A 17,240-nucleotide genomic window follows, 5' to 3' on the forward strand; every position below is an offset into this window, starting at 1 on the left:
ATAGTGTGCCTAATCAGACTTCCAAGAAAAACTTCTAAGGTTAGGATAAAGGTGCCTGTACCGTAAACCGACACAGGTAGTCAAGGAGAGAATCCTGAGGTGCTCGAGTGAATCATGGCTAAGGAACTAGGCAAAATGGCCCTGTAACTTCGGGAGAAGGGGCCCCTGACGTAAAACTCAGGGCGCAGTGAAAAGGCCCAGGCGACTGTTTACCAAAAACACATGGCTTTGCGAAATTGAAAGATGATGTATAAGGCCTGACACCTGCCCGGTGCTGGAAGGTTAAGGGGGGATGTTAGCTTCGGCGAAGCATTGAACTGAAGCCCCAGTAAACGGCGGCCGTAACTATAACGGTCCTAAGGTAGCGAAATTCCTTGTCGGGTAAGTTCCGACCTGCACGAATGGTGTAACGATCTGGGCACTGTCTCGGCCATGAGCTCGGTGAAATTGTAGTAGCGGTGAAGATGCCGCTTACTCGCAACGGGACGGAAAGACCCCGTGAACCTTTACTATAGCTTCACATTGGTATTGGGTAAATGATGTGTAGGATAGGCGGGAGACTTTGAAGCAGTGTCGCTAGGCATTGTGGAGTCGTTGGTGAAATACCGCCCTTTATTTATCTGATGCCTAATCCGGAGACGGAGACAGTGTGTGGTGGGTAGTTTGACTGGGGTGGTCGCCTCCAAAAATGTAACGGAGGCTTTCAAAGGTACCCTCAGCATGTTTGGTAATCATGCGTGGAGTGCAATAGCATAAGGGTGCTTGACTGTGAGACTAACAAGTCGATCAGGGTCGAAAGACGGATATAGTGATCCGGTGGTTCTGTATGGAAGGGCCATCGCTCAAAGGATAAAAGGTACTCCGGGGATAACAGGCTGATCTCCCCCAAGAGCTCACATCGACGGGGAGGTTTGGCACCTCGATGTCGGCTCGTCACATCCTGGGGCTGGAGAAGGTCCCAAGGGTTGGGCTGTTCGCCCATTAAAGTGGCACGCGAGCTGGGTTCAGAACGTCGTGAGACAGTTCGGTCCCTATCTGTTGCGAGCGTAAGAAACTTGAGTAGATCTGACTTTAGTACGAGAGGACCGAGTTGGACTAACCGCTGGTGTACCAGTTGTCTCGCCAGGGGCATTGCTGGGTAGCTATGTTGGGAAGGGATAAGCGCTGAAAGCATCTAAGCGCGAAACCCACTACAAGATGAGGTTTCTTTAAAGGGACGTTATAGATGATGACGTTGATAGGCTGCAGGTATATAGGTAGTAATATCAGAGCTGAGCAGTACTAATTACCCGTAAGCTTTCTAGTGCGAGCGATAAACTTGCTTTATTTTTTTATTGAGAATGAATCTTTCACATATAATGTCAACTCTTAAGTTTGATGTAAATCAGACGAAGAGTTTAAAGAATAACCACTAAAAGAAGTGGTCAAGAATTTATAGTGATTATTGCGGTGGGGTCCAGACTAGGCGTCCCCCCTCTTTCCATACCAAACAGAGAAGCTGTTGATATGATTATAAAGGGAAAGTAATACACTCAAGACTTTATGGTGATTATTGCGGTGGGGTCCACCTCTTTCCATTCCGAACAGAGAAGTTAAGCCCACCAGCGCTGATGGTACTGCCGTAACAGGTGGGAGAGTAAGTCGTTGCCAGTCTTTTATTAACCCTTATCATTTACTTGGTAAGGGTTTTTTTACCTCTTTCCATTCCGAACAGAGAAGTTAAGCCCACCAGCGCTGATGGTACTGCCGTAACAGGTGGGAGAGTAAGTCGTTGCCAGTCTTTTATTAACCCTTATCATTTACTTGGTAAGGGTTTTTTTTATGCTTAATCATAGGAACGTGAACCGAGGAGAGGACGCGACCAATCAAGAAAGTGGATCAAACTGAAGTTCTGTGGGGGGATTGCATTAAAGGTGGATGGTGAAGTTGTGATCTGATACCTTATGTGCCTCAATCTAGTTGATTGGCCACTTACCTTCATTTTCTTTGCTTGCCCCGGGCCGCGTAGGCATAGTAGGCAAATGGTGATGCGGCATAGAGGACATGAACCTACCTGATTGCATCCAAAAATTAATGCTAGCATATTGTGTGAGGTCTTTCGGTCGGCTACTCCTATTCCCCTTATGCTTGTTTGGATTTGCAGGTATTCTTAAAAAGATCAAGTGTTATTATCCTATGCTGCCACTAAAGAGGTCTCACTTTGTACCGAGGTGACGTGCAATGCCTTATTATGAATCTCGCGGCTTGTGAGGAGATCATCATAAAAAAAGCTGCTTCACATTGTGAAGCAGCTTGGATTTCAATTAGGAGGTGTTTTCTTACTCTCCTTTTTTCTTGGTGCTAGATCCGCTTTTTTTGGTTCCTGATCCGGCAATTGATTCGCGCATATCAGTATCTGCCTGGATGTTTTGGAACTTGTAATAGTCCATCACTCCAAGGTTTCCACTTCTAAAGGCTTCAGCTATGGCCTTCGGGATTTCTGCTTCGGCCAAAATCACTTTGGCTCTTGCTTCCTGCGCCTTAGCGACCATTTCTTGCTCTTCGGCAACAGCCATTGCTCTTCTTTCCTCCGCTTTTGCTTCCGCTACCTTTAAGTCAGCGGATGCTTGATCTGTTTGTAGCTTGGCACCGATGTTAGCTCCTACGTCTACGTCTGCAATGTCAATAGAGAGTATCTCAAATGCAGTACCTGCATCCAGACCCCTTGCAAGGACTAGTTTCGATATTTTATCTGGATTTTCCAGCACTTCTTTATGGCTGGCAGCAGAACCAACAGAGGTTACAATACCCTCTCCTACTCTAGCCAAGATAGTGTCTTCTCCGGCTCCACCAACCAATTGTTGAATGTTGGCTCGAATGGTAACTCGGGCTTTAGCGACAAGCTGAATGCCATCTGCTGCAACAGCAGCGACCGATGGAGTGTTGATTACTTTTGGGTTTACTGAGATTTGAACAGCTTCAAACACATCTCTTCCAGCCAAATCGATGGCAGTGGCTTGCTTAAAAGTAAGATTGATGTTGGCTTTGTCTGCTGAGATCAATGCTCTGATTACCTGAGGAACATTTCCACCTGCCAGATAGTGTGTTTCCAGATCCTGAGTCTTCAGTTTTCTTTTTAGTCCAGATTCATCCTCAGTAATGGTTAGCCCGGCCTTAGTAGCTGTGATCAAAGCATTTACCACGGCTGATGGTGGCACTTTCCGGATTCTCATAAAAACGAGCTCCAATAAGCCAACTCTAACTCCGGAGAAAATGGCCGTAATCCAGAGGTTGATTGGTACGAAATACAGAAAAACGAAGAAGGCTATTATGCCCGCAAATAGAATAATTACTGTGGTGATCATATGATACTAGTTAATGGGTTCTACAATTATTTTGTTAGGCTCAATACGAATGATTTTTATCTGTTGATTCTCATTAATGAATCCACCGTTTGATCTGACTTCCAGCTCTTTTTCATTAAACAATGCTTTTCCGCTTGGCTTTAGGGAGGAGATGGTTTGGCCCTGATCTCCTACCGAGAGGGTTACTTTAAAATCATCATTAAATCTCCCGGTATTTTCATCTTTCAGGGAGAAACGTTCCCATGCCCTGGATTTAAAGGCATAAATCATCACAACAAGCAAGAAACCGCTTGAGACTATGAGTATAGTAGTACCTGTGGCGCTGCCAAAGTAGTCATACCCAAGGTATACACCGAATCCGGAACAAATGAACCCGGCGATACCAACGATGGTGGTTCCGGGTATAAATATCACCTCTATGATCAAAAGACCAATGCCAAATAATATTAATCCGATGACGGTGATCCACTCCATGATTTAGTACGCTTTTGCAAAGAGAACTCTTCCTTTGGAAGGTTTCCCACTATAGATGCAGGTTCCTTCTTCCTGGTTTGAATTTAGTGGAATACAGCGAATTGTGGCTTTGGTTTCTTCTTTTATTTTCTCTTCCGTTTCGGAAGTTCCATCCCAATGTGCATACACAAAGCCACCTTTTTTCTCAATTACCTCTTTGAACTCTTCGTAGGAATCTGCCTGATGGGTATTTGCTTCCTTGAAGGAAGCAGCTTTTTGGTAGATGTTTTTTTGAATGTCATCCAACAGCGTTACAATATGTTCGACGGTTTCACCCTGCGCAACAAATTGCTTCTCTTTGGTATCCCTTCTCGCAATTTCTACGGTGCCTTTTTCCAAATCTTTTGGCCCGATCGCAATTCGCACTGGAACACCTTTGAGTTCATATTCCGCAAATTTCCATCCAGGCTTGTGGGTGTCTCTTTTATCGTATTGAACTGAGATATTCTTGGCTCTTAGCTCTTTGGTAAACTTCTCAGCCACTTCTGATATTTTCTCCAATTCCTCATCCTTTCTATAGATAGGAACGATCACAACCTGAATAGGGGCCAGGTTTGGAGGGAGAACAAGACCTTCATCATCCGAATGAGCCATGATCAGGGCTCCCATTAGTCTGGTGGATACACCCCAGGAAGTTCCCCAGACATATTCTTCTTTACCTTCTTTATTGGCAAATTTTACATCAAAAGCTTTGGCAAAATTTTGACCCAAGAAGTGTGAAGTACCTGCTTGCAGTGCTTTGCCATCTTGCATCATTGCTTCGATGCAGTAGGTTTCCACAGCTCCCGCAAAACGTTCGTTTTCAGTTTTAATACCTTTGGTAACAGGAAGTGCCATGAAATTTTCAGCGAATTCTGCATACACGTTCAGCATCTGCACCGTTTCTTCTTCGGCTTCTTGTCTGGTGGCATGGGCTGTATGCCCTTCTTGCCACAAAAACTCAGCAGTTCTGAGGAAAAGTCTGGTACGCATCTCCCATCTCACAACGTTTGCCCACTGGTTGATCAACAACGGGAGGTCGCGATATGACTGAATCCAGTTTTTGTAGGAATCCCAGATTACCGTTTCCGAAGTGGGCCTAACGATCAATTCTTCTTCCAGTTTAGCATCCGGATCTACCATCACGCCGCCATTCACTTCATCATTTTTCAAGCGATAGTGCGTCACCACAGCACACTCTTTTGCGAAGCCTTCTACGTGTGAAGCTTCTTTGCTAAAGAAGGATTTGGGGATAAAAAGTGGAAAGTAAGCATTAGAGTGGCCAGTCTCTTTGAACATTTTATCAAGCGTCTGCTGCATTTTTTCCCAGATGGCAAAACCATATGGTTTTATGACCATACAGCCTCTAACAGGGGAATTTTCGGCCAAACCGGCCTTCTTAACCAGCTCATTGTACCACAGAGAATAGTCTTCGGATCTGCTAGGTATTGCTTTACTCATGCTAGATTTAGTGTTTTGGTATAGTAATTGCTTATTTTTCTTCTGAAATCTGGGTCACAAATATAGGTGGACAAAGCGGAAACTCAGACCCGGGTTTCATTGTAATAGTAATAAAACGTAGGAATTATGGAAGCTTTTAAACAACTCTCTCGAATATCAGGCCTTTTGGTGATGATGGTAGTGTCTAGCGGGGCTTTAGCCCAGGAGTATGATGACCTGTACTTTACGTCCAAAGACAGAAAGCAGGTGAAGGAGGAGCCGAAGGTGGAGAACAAAAGCGCGAGCACCTATCAGTCCTACACCAACAACACCTACACAGATAACTATTCTGCTCATGAGGTGAATCCAGAATACATTGCGAGATATCAGGCTAGTAAGGACTATGGTACTGACAGTGACTATGTAGATCAGGTAGATGATAATGCCACCTACAGCGAGCCTTCCTATTCCAATATTTCCTATTACCCTGAATCTTATGTGGATGACCAGCCTGGTACCACAGTAATTAATAATTATTATAGCAACAGTGCCGGCGATGGCAATGGATGGAATAACAGGGGATGGAACTCTGGAGCTAGTCTATGGTATGATCCATGGTTTGGGTGGAACACCGGATTTAACATCTCATTTGGATATGGTAATGGGTGGGGAGGATACTATAGCCCCTGGTATAATTCATGGGGGTACCCGGGCTATGCGGGTGGATTTTATGATCCGTGGTATGGATGGTCTAGCCCATACTATGGCGGATGGGGCTGGAGCAGATGGAATCGATACAATTACGCATACACATCAGGATTTTATCACGGTCTATATCATGGCGGGTATTACTCAGACAATGGATATGTATCGCCACGAGGCAGAGATGTAGTGGTGGGCAGCAGGTACTCCAGAGGTGGTACAGTGGCTAGTGGAACAAGAACCAACAGTAGAGTGAATGCGCCATCCTCAGCCAGTGGACGGGCTGACGTGTCAACTGCTGATCGCAGGGACTACAGCCGAACCCAAAATGAGTATTTCTCCAGGTCGAGAGCTGGTGTATCCGGTACTAATGTCTCCAATTCATCTCCAACTTCGAGCCGAAGTAGGGTCACTACCGTTACAAATGGGAATAGTCGAAGTACCCAGCCAACATATAGTTCTCGAAGTGGGAATAGTAACTCTGGAGGTACTTTGAGAAATTCGGGATCTACATCTGGCACAAGGAGGTATAACAGTGCTGCAGCGAGCAGCTCAAACAGTAACTCGAGCTATAGCCGATCAAGATCATCTGGTAGTAGTTCATCGTCATCCTATTCCTCAGGCTCTACCAGAAGCAGAAGTTCGAGTAGTTATACTCCAAGCAGAAGTAGTAGCTCATCGAGCAGGTCGTCTTTTTCTGGCTCTAGCAGCGGCGGATCTTCGAGATCCAGCAGTGGGGGAAGTAGTAGTGGACGTTCGTCCGGTGGTGGGTCCAGTTCTTCTCGTTCGAGAGGTGGTGGCAGATAATACAGGCAGTTAAAAAATTCTAAATCTATGAATCAGTTCAAATATATCATGTTTGCCGGGATAGCTATATCCGCATGGTCAGCCAGCGCGCAGGTGGCAGATGGGTCATTGGGTTATTATCAGGATGCCAGAATCTTTAGCCAGACTAGTCCGGTTTATGGGAGCACTGCCAGGATGCAAGGGCTTGGAGGCACTCAAATTTCTTTAGGTGCAGATATGAGTTCGGCCGGATCTAATCCGGCCGGGTTGGGATTTTTCAATAGGAGCGTTCTTTCGTTCACCCCCAGCATGACCTTCAATAATTCGGATGCGAGCTATTTTGGGAACACCATTTCTACTTATAAGAATAATTTCAATTTTGCGAATCTCGGGATGGTATTTAATTCCAATAAGGGTGATTATACCAATGAGAAATTCAAAGGGGGATCTTTTGCGATTACGTTTAACAGGAGCAACAACTTCAACAGTGAGGTTTTTTATCAAGGAAGAAATACGTCCAATTCGATTGTGGATAGTTTTGTAGAGGGTGCAAACAACGATCTCTCTGATGCTTATATCGATTACGCCTTTGGTCAGTTTTTGATCGAAAATGCTGACGGATACCTCTATCAGAAGGGCGCTGATGGTCGAACATATATTTATCCGGATGGAGACTTTGATGGGTATACCTCCCTGGTGGGAGCTAATAGCTATGATGGGTATTTACCACGACAGATTGAGCGTATTACTACCAAAGGAGGACAAAGCGCCCTGAATTTCGCCTGGGGCGGAAACTATGATGATCGGGTTTATTTTGGAGCAGGCTTGTCCTTTGAGTCAGTACGGTATAGCAGGATCAGGACTTATACGGAAGATTCGTTTCGGGATGTAGATGGAAACCAGGATGATCTCCTTTACAAAATTCAAATCCAGGATGAACTCACCATAGATGGCAGTGGGGTGGGCTTCAGTGGTGGGCTTATAGTTCGTCCGGTGGATTTTGTGACATTGGGGCTGAGTTATAAATCCCCCACGTACTATAGCCTGAACGATGAGAGTGGTTTCACTTTTGCTACCGACTGGAATGAGAATTACTCCTACTACAATGGTACCAATAGTGAGGGTGATTCAGTGTTTTATGACATGGGTTCCTATAAGGAAACCAGTGATCTTACCATGAGTCAATACAACCTGAAGACACCTGGAAAACTCTCTCTGGGAGCCACCTTCTTTCTGGGTAAAGTTGGTTTCATTTCCGGGGATGTGGAGTTTGTGGACTATACCAGGAGCCAGCTGAAATCCAATGATTTCTCTGTGGTAGCAGATAATCAGACCATTAAAAATTTATATACCAACACTATGAACTTTCGCATCGGATCAGAATTTCGGTACGATGATTTCAGGTTTAGGGCAGGTTATGCCTTTTTCGGAGACGCCTTTGCCAACAATGATTCTTATGACGGTAGAAGTCAAAACGTATCGTTTGGGTTAGGATACAGATCCCGAGATTATTTCATCGATCTGGCAGTAGTGAATCGAAAGTCTTTTGATGCCTACTCACCCTATCAGATCAGCACGGGTACTCCCATTGCTGATATAGAGCAGCGGACCAATACAGTCTCCGCAACGATTGGTTTCAACTTCTAAAGTGCCTTAATCGCAGCTAATAAAAGGTCTATATCTCTATGTTCAATAGAGATGTGGGCGCTTCTATATATGGGGAGCCGGGCTTTTAACAGTTCGTCCACCCTATTTTCAACATCGCCCTGCATGAGTGGCCGATGGTCTTTCCTGGCTATCCGCTCTATGAGCAGCTCTCTATCGGCTTCCAGAAAAATGGTAATTCCATGATCCTTCATGTATTCCATTCCCTTATGAAAACAAGGAGTACCTCCCCCCGTGGAGATGATTGCTCCAGGATATTTTTCCGAAAGCGAGACAAGCATTTTGCTTTCTACTTTCCGAAAATGGGCCTCTCCTTTTTCGCTGAAAATAGCTGAAATCTCCTTACCTTCCTGTAGTTCTATTTCATGATCCAGGTCTACAAAAGGGAATTCTACAGAACTGGCCAGCTGCTTTCCAAAATAGGATTTTCCCGATCCGGGCATACCTATCAGATAGATTTTACCAAGCTTCATTATGGCAATAATCCGTTGATTTCAGAAACATCTGGAGTGTCGTTGTGATGCCATTTTCCTACTACGGTGCCATTGGAAAGGAGCATCACTCCGGGATTTGACCGGATCATGGTTTTCAGCACAGTGGCGTCCGCATAGAAATAAGGTGCCGCCAGCTGTACATCATGCCTGAAGGCTTCAAATTCTTCGTATCCTGATGCGGTGAGTACCCAAACATCAGCATTTTGAGTTTGAGAGCTTAGTGTCCTAATAGCTTCGATGTTTGTTCGTGAGGCTTTGGTGGCATCGTAAATGATGATCAACAGTTTGTTTCCTCGCAACAACTCTTCAGTGAATTCTCCTTCATCATTCCACATACTCAGGTCGGTGATTTTGGGCTGGGCTTCGGGGTTGATCAGCTCCATGGCTTTGAAGGTGTAAGCTTTGTCAGTTGGGTATGTATCCAGGATTTCTTCCTTACCATCCTTCTCCATCACATACTGATAGCGCAACTCCTCAGAAGGCTCCATGAGTGAAGGCAGGTGGTTACCCACCGAATAGGCTCTAAAATCCAGAAATGGAAGATGGGCAATGGCATAGTAAGCCAAAAGCGTGAAAACTATGGCTGATCCGACCACTTTGAAGAAGCCAAATTTTTCAGAAAACCAGCTACCATATTGATGTCTGTTTTTGAAAATGGCAATGATCAGAACCAGCAGTATGAGGTCTTTGTAAAATGACTGCCATGGCGTAAGCTTAATGGCGTCACCAAAGCATCCGCAATCAGTCACTTTATTAAAATAGGCTGAGTAAAAGGTAAGAAAAGTGAAAAAGACAATCATTAGCAGAAGTGCCCAGCTGGTTCTTGGCATTTTGAAACCAATAATCAGTGCAATGCCGAGTACTACCTCAAGCACACTGAGCAGTACTGCCAAAAAGAGTGCTGCAGGCACAAACCACTCGAAAAAAGGAGCAAAATCATAAGCGAAGACTTCAAAGTACTCCTGAAGTTTGATGGCTGTGCCAATGGGATCATTGACTTTGATGACACCAGAAAAAATAAATAGTGCACCTACCAGGTATCTGGCGATATCGAATAAAATTTTCATGCCTTTTCTTCTTTGAGTTTGATCATACAAAACACTGAGTAGTTTATCATATCCTGATAATTGGCGTCAATGCCCTCAGAGATAATTGTTTTACCCGCATTGTCCTCTATTTGTTTCACGCGAAGGAGCTTCATCAGGATGATGTCTGTGATGGAGCTGATCCTCATTTCCCTCCAGGCCTCTCCATAGTCATGATTTTTGTTGGCCAGTAGCTGAAGCGTGGCATCAGCCGCCTGATCATACTTTGGCTCCAGCACCTCATAGCTGATTTCCATTGGGTCATCCTTGGACAGCTCCATTTGTATCAAGGCTATGATGCAGTAATTTATGATACCGATAAACTCTGATTGAATATCCTCCCCTACTTTCTGGGATCCCTTTTCCTGAATGGAACGGATGCGCTGGGCTTTGATAAAAATCTGATCAGTGATCGATGGAAGCCTGAGAATCCTCCAGGCAGTACCGTAATCTTTGGTCTTTTTTGCAAATATTTCTTTGCAGGATGCGATAATTTCGCGGTATTGATGGATCGTACGGTCTTTCAATTTCTGAAATAAGTTATATTGTATGCTGACGTTCGTTCGCGACAAATCTAACACATTGACTGCTCAAAAATCTATAAATATCAAGGGAACCCTGCTGGACTTGTCTGTGCCGAAAGTGATGGGAATTCTCAATGTAACGCCAGACTCTTTTTATGGGGGTAGCCGACAGCAGACAATGGCTGACTTGCTACATTCAGCGGACAAGATGCTCAATGAAGGTGCCACTTTTTTGGATATAGGTGGGTACTCCACACGGCCAGGAGCAGAGGATATTGACATAAAGGATGAGATCAAAAGGGTATTGGAACCTATCAGGCAGGTAGCATCCAGATTTCCGGAGGCGATTATTTCTATAGACACTTTTCGCTCAGAAGTAGCCAGTGAGGCCATCGGTGCCGGGGCACATATCGTTAATGATATTTCTGCGGGAATGCTGGATGATCGGATGTTAGAAAGAGTGGGCAGGATGGGAGTGCCTTATATTGCCATGCATATGCGGGGGACGCCCCAGAATATGAAGCAAAAGACCGGATATGAAGACCTGCTTGGAGAGATGACCCACTATTTTTCAGAGCGCATCTTAGCGGCAAAGACCGCCGGAATCAAGGACGTGATCATCGATCCTGGTTTTGGATTTGCCAAGACTGTGGAGCAGAATTTTTATCTGTTGAATCGCGTTGAGTACTTGAAACATCTCGGGCATCCCCTTTTGATTGGGGTATCCCGCAAGTCGATGGTTTATAAAACACTAAATATTGAAGCAGAAGCCGCGTTAAATGGCACAACTGTATTAAATACCGTAGCTTTGTTGAAAGGCACTTCAATACTCCGAGTACATGATGTGAAGGAGGCGGTAGAAGCAGTAAAACTCGTTAATCAAATTATAAATTGATCTTAGGTTTTTATATCGGATTTCTGGAAATAGGCTGGGTGGATATCATCGATATCTTCCTGTTTGCCATTTTGCTATATCAGGTATACAAACTGATGAAGGGCAGCGTGGCCATCAAGGTTTTTTTGGGCTTTCTGGTGCTTTATCTTATTTACCTGATGGTAAAAGCTGCCGAGATGGAGCTGATCAGCAATGTGCTGGGACAGTTTATGGGTGTGGGAGTTTTGGCTGCCATCATTCTCTTTCAGCAGGAGATTCGAAAGTTCCTACTCTTGCTCGGGCGTACGTCCATTTTTAATGAAGGGAATCTGTTTGATAATTTCAAGTCCATCTGGTCCAGTAAAGGGAATTATCAGAAGGCAGATGTAACCCCACTGATAGAAGCGGCTAAAACCCTTGGAGGTACAAATACGGGAGCGCTTATCGTGATTTCAAAAAACTCCGAGTTGAAATTTTTTGCAGAGTCCGGTGATCGGCTGGATGCTGTGATCTCGAAGCGACTGCTAATGGCCATTTTCAATAAGTATAGCCCGCTGCACGATGGTGCCGTGATTATTTATAACAATAAAATCATTGCAGCACGCTGTATTTTACCAGTGACAGAGCGGGAAGTTCCTGCCCAGTTTGGTCTGAGGCACCGCGCGGGTATTGGAATGTCCGAGAACACCGATGCGCTGGTAGTAGCGGTGTCTGAGGAGACAGGCCAGATTTCTACCATGCGAAATGGCGAGATTTTTCATAACCTCTCCACTCAGGAACTTCGTAAGACCATCAATGAATACCTATATGAGGATGCCAAGGAAACGACGAGCTCCGAGAGTGTATTGAAGAAGGCCAAACAAGAAGGCTCCACCAAAAAGGAGGAGCCCAAAAAAAAGGAAGATTCCAAGAAGGAAGAGCCAAAGCCCCCGGTGAAAGAATCAGCTAAGGCTAGCTGATTACTCCAAGTTCTTTTCCTACCTCCGTAAAAGCTTTGACTGCCTTATCGAGATGTGTCCTGTCATGTACCGCAGACATTTGCACTCTGATCCTGGCTTGTCCTTTGGGCACTACCGGGAAGTAAAATCCAATGACATAGATTCCTTTCTCGAGGAGTTTCCGAGCCATTTCCTGAGACAGCACAGCGTCGTACAGCATGATGGGTACTATGGCATGCTCCCCTGGCTTGATGTCAAAACCGGCAGCGGTCATTTGTTCTCTAAAATAGTGGGTATTGGCTTCCAGCTTATCTCGCAATTCGGTGGTCTCTGAGAGCATGTCGATTACCGCTATCGATGCCCCCACTATGGACGGTGCCAGCGTGTTTGAAAACAGATATGGTCTGGACCTTTGTCTCAGGAGCTCTATGATTTCCTTTTTTCCCGAGGTGAAGCCTCCCGATGCACCACCCAGTGCTTTCCCCAGCGTGCCTGTGATAATATCTACCTTGCCCATGACACCTCTGTGTTCATGCACTCCACGTCCGGTTTTGCCCATAAACCCGGTGGAGTGACATTCATCGGTCATGACCACAGCATCATATTTTTCTGCCAGCTCGCATATCTTGTCCAACTGGGCAATGGTACCGTCCATAGAGAACACGCCGTCCGTGACGATCACTTTCACCTTAGCCTCTGATGCCGCAATTAGCTGGGCCTCCAGGTCTGCCATGTCATTGTTTGCATAGCGATATCTTGCCGCCTTGCAGAGCCTTACACCATCGATGATGGAGGCATGGTTGAGCGCATCCGAGATGATGGCATCTTCTGGCCCCAAAAGAGGCTCGAATACTCCGCCATTTGCATCAAAGGCTGCCGCATACAGGATGGTGTCCTCGGTGCCCAGAAAGGCGGAGATTTTTTCCTCCAACTCCTTGTGGATATCCTGAGTACCACAGATGAAACGTACTGAAGACATTCCAAATCCATGCGTATCAATGGTTTTTTTAGCGGCTTCTATGACCTTGGGGTGCGAAGACAGCCCCAGATAGTTGTTTGCACAGAAGTTGATGACCTCCTGCCCATTCTGGAGTTTGATGACGGCATCTTGTGGGGTAGTGATGATTCGCTCTTCTTTATAGAGCCCGGCTGCTTTTATTTCTGCTAGTTCGCTTTCGAGTTTAGTTTTGAGTGCGTTGTACATTGGGGTTGTTTATTTTAATCTAGGAACAATCTTTGGCTTCACCTTTTTCACCTGCTTTACGGCGTTTTCTTCCGGTTCTTTTTCCAGCCTATATTTTCTTCTCAATTTATTAATCAAAAAGAGCTTTTGCGCCGTGAAGCTATCTGGATGCATCTGCGAGAAAATGATGTTGAATGACTTATAAAGGTCACTTTCATTGCTTTTCAGACGATCCGGATCTATTTTTTTGCCGATGAGGTAAGCTCTTAAATTCATGAGAAAACAAATTTAGAAGGATTCGAGGTTATAGTGGCGAGAAATATCAAATTACTACTTTTGCCCAGAATAAACGACATAACCCCCTTCGATGAAAAAAATACTTGTCATAGGTGCCTGTGGGCAGCTTGGTACGGAGTTGACCCTGAAACTCCGTGATCTGTTTGGTATTGAAAATGTGGTAGCATCTGATCTTCGCGAGGCGGTAGATCTGATCAAGGATGGACCTTATGAGCAACTGGACGTGATGGATAAGTCCCGGCTGGATGAGGTGATCTCTACCCACAATATTGATCAGATTTATCATTTAGCAGCTATTCTTTCTGCTCGGGGCGAGCAAAACCCAATGCTTGCCTGGGACCTGAACATGACCAGCCTGCTCAATGTACTGGAAACAGGAAGGGACAGGATTTCAAAGATTTATTGGCCTAGCTCCATTGCGGTATTTGGCCCGGATACACCGATGGTGCAGACCCCACAAACTACCGTCATGAACCCCAACACGGTTTATGGCATCAGTAAACTTGCTGGTGAGCGGTGGTGTGAGTATTACTTTCAAAAATACAAAGTGGACGTTCGTTCTATGAGATACCCAGGGCTCATAGGATATAAGGCCAAGCCAGGGGGTGGCACCACCGACTATGCGGTGGATATTTTTTGGAAGGCTATCCTCGACAACAGCTATGAATGTTTTCTGAAGCCTGATACCCTGCTACCGATGATGTATATGGATGATGCCGTGAAGGCGACCATTGACCTGATGCAGGCAGATCCCACCGCGCTGAAAGTGAGATCCAGCTACAATATCTCGGCTATGAGCTTTTCGCCGGATATGATTTATAGGGAGATATGTAAACGATATCCGGATTTTCAAATAGAATACAATCCCGATTTTAGACAACAGATAGCAGATAGCTGGCCTGATAGCATAGCTGATGATCAGGCACGTGAAGACTGGAATTGGAGCCCTTCATTTGATTTGGCAAAAATGACGGAGACCATGCTGGACAATCTTGAAGTACAATTGGTTTCCACAAAATAATATCGAAGCAAAATGGGCTTTAATAGAATAAGCATTCAAATGCCATTTGAAAATCGTCCTTATTGCGTAAATTGTTTGACTTAATCTGATTTTTAATTTTTCTTTCGACTTCATTAGAAATCAATCAACCTATGGCAGACCTGCAAAATCTTTCTCTATCGACCAACGGGAGTATTCTCACCGTGACCATCAATAGGGAAAGTAAACTCAACGCACTCAATACTGATACCATAGCCGAACTGAAAGAAGTGATTCAGTCTGTCTATGATGACAAGGATATTAGTGGTGTCATTATCACTGGTGCCGGAGAAAAGGCCTTTGTGGCCGGTGCGGATATTGGTGAATTCTCCGAACTGAATGAGATGAACGCCCGAAAATTCTCTGAGGAGGGCCAGGAGGTCTTTCAACTGATCGAGAACTGTCATACTCCTGTCATTGCTTTGGTGAATGGATTCGCCCTTGGTGGGGGCTGTGAGCTGGCGATGGCCTGTCATATGCGTGTGGCCACGGCCAATGCCAGATTCGGGCAGCCAGAGGTGAATCTTGGCATTCTTCCGGGATATGGTGGCACACAGCGTCTTACACATCTTATTGGTAAGGGCAGAGCCTTTGAGTACCTCATGACCGGAGACATGATGGATGCCAACCAGGCCCTGAGCTATGGACTGGTGAACTATACGGAAGTGGATAAGGAAGCCGCGATGGCTAAGGCCAATGATATTTTAGAAAAAATTTCTTCAAAAGCCCCGATCGCTATAGGGTTGGTCGTAGATTGTGTGAATGCGGTTTTCAATCAGGATGAAAATGGCTATCAGACAGAGGCCAATGCTTTTGCGAGATGTTGTGGCACCGACGACTTCAAGGAAGGTGCTGCTGCGTTTATGGAAAAAAGAAAACCTGAGTTTAAGGGAGAATAGTGGGGCAACTCAGGCAGCTTGCCAGCCAAACGGTGGTTTACGGAGCCAGCAGTGTGCTGGGGAGGGTATTGAATTACCTTCTGGTACCACTTTATACAGCAGTTTTTTCACCAGAGGATTATGGAGTGGTTACGGAGCTGTATGCTTTCGTGGCCTTTCTCAATATTGTGTACACCTATGGGTTTGAAACTGCTTACTTCCGGTTTGCTACTAAAAGCAACGATGCCCGGCATTACTTCAATGTAGCCCAGACCTCACTCATTATTACTTCTGTCCTGTTCAGTGGTACACTTGTGCTGTTTTCGCAGGATATTGCCTCTCTTTTGGAATACCCGGGGCAGGGCAAATATGTGGTGTGGTTGGCGCTGGTGCTGGCCATAGACGCGGTAGTAGCTGTACCTTTTGCACGCCTCAGATTGGAGGGAAAGGCGTTGAGATTTGCCACATTCAAGCTGAGCAACATTGGGTTAAACATTGCTCTTAATATCTTCTTCCTGGTTTTTTGTCCCTGGTGGCTGGCTCAGTTTCCCGCTTCCTGGGTAGGGCTGGTATATTTTCCTGAGCTGGGTGTGGGGTATGTTTTTATATCCAATCTCATAGCCAATGGATTTTATCTGCTGTTTTTCGCGCCGTGGCTGGTCCGATTAAAACTGTCGATGGGGCGGGACTGGAAACTGATGATGCTTTATGCGACCCCACTTCTGGTGATGGGTTTTGCAGGGGTCACCAATGAAATGCTCTCTCGGGTGCTTTTGAAATACTGGCTTCCAGAAAATTTCTATCCGGGACAGAGCAATCAGGAAATTCTGGGGGTATTCGGGGCTTGCTATAAGCTTTCGGTATTCATGACGTTGGCTGTTCAGGCGTTCAGATATGCTTTTGAGCCTTTCTTTTTCTCGAAATCTGCCGACAAAAACTCCCCGGAACTTTTTGCTAAGGTGATGCATGGCTTCATCATTTTCGGATCATTCTCCTGGTTGGTCATATCTCTGGTCTTACAGGATTTGGCGCCCATTTTTCTGAGGCAGCCAGGCTATTTGTCTGCATTGGATATTGTCCCCTGGCTGCTAGGCGGGGGGCTATTTCTCGGGGTATACTTTAACCTTTCTGTATGGTACAAACTCACCGACCAGACCAAATATGGGGCGTGGATTACGATCATCGGTTCTTTGGTGACTATCGGGCTCAACTTTGCACTGATCCCTGTGCTAGGCTATATGGGGAGTGCTATGACCACCTTTTTTAGCTATCTGCTCATGGTATGCCTGAGCTATGTCATCGGGCAAAAGCATTACTTCGTCCCTTATAAAACCGGGAAAGGGCTTTTTTATATGGCTTTGGCTGGCCTTTCCATATTAGCGTTTTATTTTTGCGACCTTTGTCAGGAATATAAGTATTTCAGTGCCACTGGGTTAATCGCTTTGTATGTGGTGCTGGTATGGTTATTGGATTTCCGAAAACAGACTTTCAACAAGTAG

General features: G+C 45.3%; 15 protein-coding genes and 2 rRNA genes (1 of these 17 running past the window's edge). 9 read left to right on the forward strand and 8 right to left on the reverse strand.

Annotated features, from left to right (window positions below; translation table 11 throughout):
- Window positions 1–1,305: ribosomal RNA gene (locus GV030_RS10425) — 23S ribosomal RNA — on the forward strand; it begins 1,568 nt to the left of the window's first position.
- Window positions 1,306–1,541: 236 nt separating this feature from the next.
- Window positions 1,542–1,653: ribosomal RNA gene (gene rrf, locus GV030_RS10430) — 5S ribosomal RNA — on the forward strand.
- A gap of 665 nt (window positions 1,654–2,318) precedes the next feature.
- Here rrf and floA read toward each other — a convergent pair.
- The 3 genes from floA to proS are packed head-to-tail and all read right to left on the reverse strand — an operon-like array spanning window position 2,319 to window position 5,297.
- The gene (gene floA, locus GV030_RS10435) at window positions 2,319–3,344 is read right to left on the reverse strand and encodes a flotillin-like protein FloA (protein WP_159582247.1); all 1,026 of its coding nucleotides are present in this window, start codon (window positions 3,342–3,344) and stop codon (window positions 2,319–2,321) included.
- Window positions 3,345–3,350: 6 nt separating this feature from the next.
- Window positions 3,351–3,818, reverse strand: a complete 468-nt coding sequence (locus GV030_RS10440; RefSeq protein WP_159582248.1) for an NfeD family protein — start codon at window positions 3,816–3,818, stop codon at window positions 3,351–3,353.
- Between the two features lie 3 nt (window positions 3,819–3,821).
- Window positions 3,822–5,297, reverse strand: a complete 1,476-nt coding sequence (gene proS, locus GV030_RS10445; protein ID WP_159582249.1) for a proline--tRNA ligase — start codon at window positions 5,295–5,297, stop codon at window positions 3,822–3,824.
- A gap of 126 nt (window positions 5,298–5,423) precedes the next feature.
- Here proS and GV030_RS10450 point away from each other — a divergent pair, with 126 nt between their 5' ends.
- Entirely contained in the window at window positions 5,424–6,785 is a 1,362-nt protein-coding gene (locus GV030_RS10450; protein ID WP_159582250.1) for a hypothetical protein, read from the forward strand.
- Window positions 6,786–6,812: 27 nt separating this feature from the next.
- Window positions 6,813–8,411, forward strand: a complete 1,599-nt coding sequence (locus tag GV030_RS10455) for an OmpP1/FadL family transporter (RefSeq protein ID WP_159582251.1) — start codon at window positions 6,813–6,815, stop codon at window positions 8,409–8,411.
- Here the strand turns inward: GV030_RS10455 and GV030_RS10460 are convergent.
- From GV030_RS10460 to GV030_RS10470, 3 genes are read right to left on the reverse strand one after another with little or no spacing between them, the layout of a single operon-like run.
- Window positions 8,408–8,902: a shikimate kinase gene (locus tag GV030_RS10460; protein ID WP_159582252.1), complete on the reverse strand. Its 495-nt coding sequence runs from the start codon at window positions 8,900–8,902 to the stop codon at window positions 8,408–8,410. The two genes, GV030_RS10455 and GV030_RS10460, sit on opposite strands and share 4 nt — an antisense overlap.
- A complete protein-coding gene (locus GV030_RS10465; RefSeq protein WP_159582253.1) occupies window positions 8,902–9,990 on the reverse strand; it encodes a BT_3928 family protein in 1,089 nt (362 codons plus the stop codon). The genes GV030_RS10460 and GV030_RS10465 overlap by 1 nt, the downstream gene beginning before the upstream one ends.
- A complete protein-coding gene (locus tag GV030_RS10470) occupies window positions 9,987–10,535 on the reverse strand; it encodes a DUF1599 domain-containing protein (protein ID WP_159582254.1) in 549 nt (182 codons plus the stop codon). Before GV030_RS10470 ends, GV030_RS10465 begins: the two co-directional genes overlap by 4 nt.
- 22 nt (window positions 10,536–10,557) lie before the next feature.
- Between GV030_RS10470 and folP the strand changes: the two genes are divergently transcribed.
- Both folP and cdaA read left to right on the forward strand, forming a co-directional pair.
- Window positions 10,558–11,427 carry a dihydropteroate synthase gene (gene folP / locus GV030_RS10475; RefSeq protein WP_159582255.1) on the forward strand — a complete coding sequence of 290 codons (870 nt, stop codon included), beginning with the start codon at window positions 10,558–10,560 and terminating at the stop codon, window positions 11,425–11,427.
- A complete protein-coding gene (gene cdaA / locus GV030_RS10480) occupies window positions 11,424–12,365 on the forward strand; it encodes a diadenylate cyclase CdaA (protein ID WP_159582256.1) in 942 nt (313 codons plus the stop codon). Before folP ends, cdaA begins: the two co-directional genes overlap by 4 nt.
- Here cdaA and kbl read toward each other — a convergent pair.
- Entirely contained in the window at window positions 12,358–13,548 is a 1,191-nt protein-coding gene (kbl, locus tag GV030_RS10485; RefSeq protein ID WP_159582257.1) for a glycine C-acetyltransferase, read from the reverse strand. The genes cdaA and kbl overlap by 8 nt on opposite strands.
- Window positions 13,549–13,557: 9 nt before the next feature.
- On the reverse strand, window positions 13,558–13,803 hold the full coding sequence (locus GV030_RS10490) for a hypothetical protein (RefSeq protein ID WP_159582258.1): 246 nt from the start codon (window positions 13,801–13,803) through the stop codon (window positions 13,558–13,560).
- Between the two features lie 91 nt (window positions 13,804–13,894).
- On the opposite strand from GV030_RS10490, the gene GV030_RS10495 reads away from it, so the two are divergent.
- The 3 genes from GV030_RS10495 (at window position 13,895) to GV030_RS10505 (ending at window position 17,240) form a co-directional block, all read left to right on the forward strand.
- Window positions 13,895–14,845, forward strand: coding sequence for an NAD-dependent epimerase/dehydratase family protein (locus tag GV030_RS10495; RefSeq protein ID WP_159582259.1), 951 nt, complete (start codon window positions 13,895–13,897; stop codon window positions 14,843–14,845).
- 131 nt (window positions 14,846–14,976) lie between these two features.
- On the forward strand, window positions 14,977–15,762 hold the full coding sequence (locus tag GV030_RS10500) for an enoyl-CoA hydratase/isomerase family protein (protein WP_159582260.1): 786 nt from the start codon (window positions 14,977–14,979) through the stop codon (window positions 15,760–15,762).
- Window positions 15,762–17,240 (forward strand): lipopolysaccharide biosynthesis protein, encoded by a 1,479-nt coding sequence (locus GV030_RS10505; RefSeq protein WP_159582261.1) that lies wholly within the window; start codon window positions 15,762–15,764, stop codon window positions 17,238–17,240. Before GV030_RS10500 ends, GV030_RS10505 begins: the two co-directional genes overlap by 1 nt.

Source organism: Marinoscillum sp. 108 (assembly GCF_902506655.1).
GTDB classification, from domain to species: Bacteria; Bacteroidota; Bacteroidia; order Cytophagales; family Cyclobacteriaceae; genus Marinoscillum; species Marinoscillum luteum.